This window comes from Nocardia sp. NPDC003345 (genome assembly GCF_053589395.1).
On sequence record NZ_JBSFRU010000437.1, the window covers coordinates 1 to 4,346 of the forward strand.

The following is a 4,346-nucleotide window of genomic DNA, read 5'->3' on the forward strand; positions in this document are numbered from 1 at the left end:
ATCGATCCGTTAGATTGGCGAACCGGGTGGCCGGCGGTCACGCGGCCGCAACGTCGAGGATGGGATCGTGATGACCAAGACCGCACTGGTGACCGGGGCGTCGTCGGGGATCGGACGGGCTACCGCCGCGCTGCTGGCCGAGCGGGGGTACCGCGTGATCGGGACCAGCCGGAACCCGGATTCGATCGACGAGCCGGTCCGGGTGGCGGGGGTGGAGTACCGGGCCCTGGACCTCACCGATCCGGCGGGGATCGAACGGTTCGCCGCGGCCCTGGGGCCGGTGGACGTGCTGGTCAACAATGCGGGGGAAAGCCAGTCGGGGCCGATCGAGGAACTGCCCCGGGAGGCGATCGCGCGGATCTTCCAGCTGAACGTCTTCGGAGCGGTGCAGCTGGCACAGGCGGTGTTACCGGGGATGCGGGAGCGGGGCCACGGACGGATCGTGATGGTCGGTTCGATGCTGGCGAGTTTTCCGCTCGCGTACCGGTCCTCGTATGTGGCGACCAAGGCCGCGATCAAGGGATTCGCGGATGCCGCGCGGCTGGAGACGGCGCCGTTCGGGGTGTGGATCACCACGGTGGAGCCGGGTTCGATCGCGACCGGAATCGGGGAGCGGCGCACCAAATACATCGGCGCGGATTCGGTGTACGCGGCGGATTTCGCGACGATGATCACCCATCTCGACCGCAACGAACGGGCCGGGACCGGCCCGGAGGCGGTGGCGCGGACGATCCTGCGGGCGGTCACGGCGGAGAAGCCGAAGCCGCTGTACGCGAAGGGAAGCCGGGCGCCGGTGGTGTTCCTGCTGCGCCGGCTGCTGCCCGCGGCGGTGATCGAGAAGGTGGTGGCGCGGATGCACGGGCTGAAGCGCTGACGGGAGACGCGGGTATGCGGTTGGCGGTGGGGTGCGCCATGTGGACGCACAGCGCCTGGCCGGTGACCGGGGACAAACTGCGTGGTTATGCGAGCTGGTGTGATGCGGTGGAGGGCAACACCACCTTCTACGCGGTGCCGGCCCGGAAGACTGTGCAGACCTGGGCGGAGCAGACCGATCCCGGATTCCGGTTCGTGATGAAACTGCCCAAGACCGTCACCCATGAGCGGCGGCTCGTGGGGGTGGACGCCGAGATGAACAACTTCCTGCATGTCATGGAACCGCTGGGGTCGCGGATGCACGCCCTGTGGATCCAGTTGCCGGGATCGTTCGGACCGGGTGATCTCGCGGCGCTGGCGGGTTTCGTGCGGCGGATGCCGGCGGGACTGCGGGCGGCGGTGGAAGTGCGGCATCCGGCGTTCTTCACCGACCGCGACGCGGCGGCGCGACTCGAGGAACTGCTGGTCCGGGCCGGTGCCGAGTGGGTGCCGTTCGATACCACGGTCCTGTTCGCGCGCAGGGCGGCGAGTTCGGCCGAATACGAGGCGCAGTCCAAGAAGCCGCGGCTACCGCGACGGATGACCGCGCTCACCGATACACCGATCGTGCGATATCACGGCCGTGACGACCCGGGCGCGACGGTGACGGGCTGGCGGCCGTGGGTCGAGCAGGCGGTGACGTGGTTGCGGGAGGGGCGGTCGCCGACGGTCTTCCTGCACACACCGGACAATGCTTCCTCGCGCGATCTCGCTCGCCGTTTCCATACCGAAGTCCGCGCGCTGGTGCCGGACCTCGAACCGCTGCCCGACCCGGCGGAGACCGAACCGATGACTCTGTTCTAAGTAAATAGCCATTCATCTCGAATTAAGAACCAATTGCCTGGCTTAACGCTCGTTAGTGAGCGCGGATTCGCACGTCGTGGTAGAAATTCGGCAGTTGTGAAGGGTGGATGCTTATGAAACCGACCGCTAAACAGCGCGCCGCGCTGGAAATGATCTGCGATACGTTCCTGCCGGGTGACGGACTGACGCTGCCGTCGGCCTCCGAACTCGGCGCCGTGGACACCGTGCTCGAGCTCCTCGCGCGTAATCCCCGGGAAGCCGATACCAAGCAGCTGGCCACGCTGCTGGGCGTCTGGGATTCGCCGGTGACCGGGCTGCTCACCGGATGGGGTCCGCGCCGCTATTCGAAGCTGTCCCAAGAGGGCCGCGAGCGCGCCATGATCCGGCTGGGCGACTCCCGTATCGGCGCCGTCCGGGCGGTGTTCCAGGCGCTGAAACAGGCCTCGCTGCTGGCCTACAACGTGACGCCGGGACCGACCGGATCCAACCCGCTGTGGAAGGAGATGGGCTACCCCGGCCCGCCCGGCACACTGGCCACGGCGCCGCAGCCGGCGCTGACGCCGCAGCGGATCACCGAACCCGGCACGCTCACCTGCGATGTGGTGATCGTCGGGTCCGGTGCCGGCGGCGGCACGGCGGCGGGGGTGCTCGCCGAGGCCGGACTCGACGTGGTGGTCCTGGAACGCGGCGGCTACTACGACGACCGCGATTTCGGCACCGGTGAACTCGACGGCCTGAAGAAGCTGTACGCGCCCGGACCGCTGGCGTCCGCCGAGGGGCAGATCTCGCTGGTCGCCGGGACCTGCCTGGGTGGCGGGACGGTCGTCAACTGGAGTACCTCGCTCGCGACCCCCGACAAGGTGCGGGAGGAATGGGCGGGCCTGGGCGCGACCCAGTTCGGCGAGACCGAGTTCACCGAATCGCTCGACGCGGTGGTACGGCGGATCGGGGTGAACGAGCAGCGTTCGACCATCTCGGTCCGGGACAGCACCCTGGAGAAGGGGGCGCGGGCACTCGGCTGGCAGGTGGATCCGCTGCCACGCAATGTGACCGATGCCTGTGATGCCGGAGTGGAATGCGGCCGGTGCGGCAGTGGCTGCCGGGTCGGGGCCAAACAATCGGTGACCAAGACCTGGCTGGCGGATGCCGCCGCCAAGGGCGCCCGGCTGATCGTGGACGCCGATGTGCGCCGGATCGAGGTCCGCGACGGCAAGGCCGAATCGGTATCGGTGCGCACCACCGACGGCGTGGAGTTCCAGGTGCGGGCTCGTGCGGTTGTCGTGTCCGCGGGCGCCATCCAGACCCCCGCGCTGCTGCGCCGGTCCGGGCTGAAGAACGACAACATCGGGCGCTATCTGCGGCTGCACCCGGCCTCGGCGGTCTTCGGTCAGTTCGACGAGGAGATCCGGCCCTGGGAGGGCGGTATGCAGACGCGGATCTGCCGCCAGGACGCCGACCTCGACGGCAACGGCTACGGCGTGATCTACGAGACCGGGCCGCTGCAGCCGGGATCGTCGACCGGGTTCATGAGCTGGCGCGGATCGCAGAGCCACCGCGACGTGCTGGTGAATTTCGCCCGTACGAATGCCATCGGAATCATCACCCGCGATCGTGACTCCGGTTCGGTCGTGCTGGGCAAAGACGGTGAGCCGACGGTCGACTACCGCCTCTCCGACTACGACGCCGCTCATCTGCACACCGGTGTGGAGGGTGCCGCCCGCATCCTGGAGGCCGCCGGCGCCCGGCGGATCTGGTCGGGGCATCAGGCCGGTGTGTCCTATGAACCCGGTGTGCGCGGATCGCACGGTGAGTTCGCGGCCGCGGCCCGGGCCGCGGGGTACGGGCCCGGTCGTTGCGCGCTCGGTGCCCTGCACATCATGGGATCGGCCCGGATGGGGGGTTCGCCGGAACTGTCGGCCACCAACCCGGACGGCGTCACCTGGGATGTCCCCAACATCGTGGTCGCCGACGCGTCCTGCTTCCCGACGTCCTCGGGTGTGAACCCGATGGTGTCCATCGAGGCGATCGCCCATATGAACGCGAAACGCCTGGCCGCGCGGCTGAACTGAGAGCGAAGACGTCAGATCCCCCGCAGGCTCTGCGCGATGGTCCGCAACATATCGATATCCCGGGTCGGGTCGATGGTGACCTCTATCGGGGCACGGACGGCGAGTCTCCCGTCATCGATGAGATCGCCGACCAGGACCTTCGTCAGAGCCAGCGGGAGGTTCAGCTGTGCCGAGATCTCCGCGACCGACTGCTGGTACCGGCACAGCCGGATGATGTCGACGTACTCCGGTTCGGTCCGGCGCGGCGCGAAGCCCGCCCCGATATCGATCACTCTGGTGTCGAGACTCAGTTCGGGGCGGGCGGCGCGGCCCCGGCCCCGGGTCACCGCGTAGAGACGGACGACGGGGCCGGCGTCCTCGTCGTCCCACAGCTCGTCGTCCCGAGGGCTCACCGCAGTCTCGCGCCGTTCGGATACGACGGCCGGGCGTCGACGCCCAGATGGGCGCCGACCCGCATCACCGTGCGGTTCATCTCGTAGGCCACCATGCCCATATCGGCCGCGTCGTCGGCCAGCAGGGCCAGGCAGGCGTTGCCGCCGGCGGGACGAAGGGAGTGGCGGG

4 protein-coding genes are annotated in these 4,346 nt (G+C 68.8%); 3 read left to right on the forward strand and 1 reads right to left on the reverse strand.

Translation table 11 applies throughout. The features are described from left to right. Positions 1 to 70: 70 nt before the first annotated feature. The 3 genes from ACWDU1_RS30065 (at position 71) to ACWDU1_RS30075 (ending at position 3,785) form a co-directional block, all read left to right on the forward strand. Positions 71 to 874, forward strand: a complete 804-nt coding sequence (locus ACWDU1_RS30065; protein WP_450003638.1) for an SDR family oxidoreductase — start codon at positions 71 to 73, stop codon at positions 872 to 874. A 14-nt stretch (positions 875 to 888) separates the two neighbouring features. After that, entirely contained in the window at positions 889 to 1,716 is an 828-nt protein-coding gene (locus tag ACWDU1_RS30070) for a DUF72 domain-containing protein (RefSeq protein WP_450003639.1), read from the forward strand. Positions 1,717 to 1,829: 113 nt separating this feature from the next. Further along, positions 1,830 to 3,785, forward strand: coding sequence for a GMC family oxidoreductase N-terminal domain-containing protein (locus ACWDU1_RS30075; protein ID WP_450003641.1), 1,956 nt, complete (start codon positions 1,830 to 1,832; stop codon positions 3,783 to 3,785). Positions 3,786 to 3,796: 11 nt separating this feature from the next. Here the strand turns inward: ACWDU1_RS30075 and ACWDU1_RS30080 are convergent, their stop codons facing one another. Further along, complete coding sequence (locus tag ACWDU1_RS30080; protein WP_450003642.1) at positions 3,797 to 4,177, reverse strand: DUF742 domain-containing protein; 381 nt, start codon at positions 4,175 to 4,177, stop codon at positions 3,797 to 3,799. Positions 4,178 to 4,346: the final 169 nt, after the last annotated feature.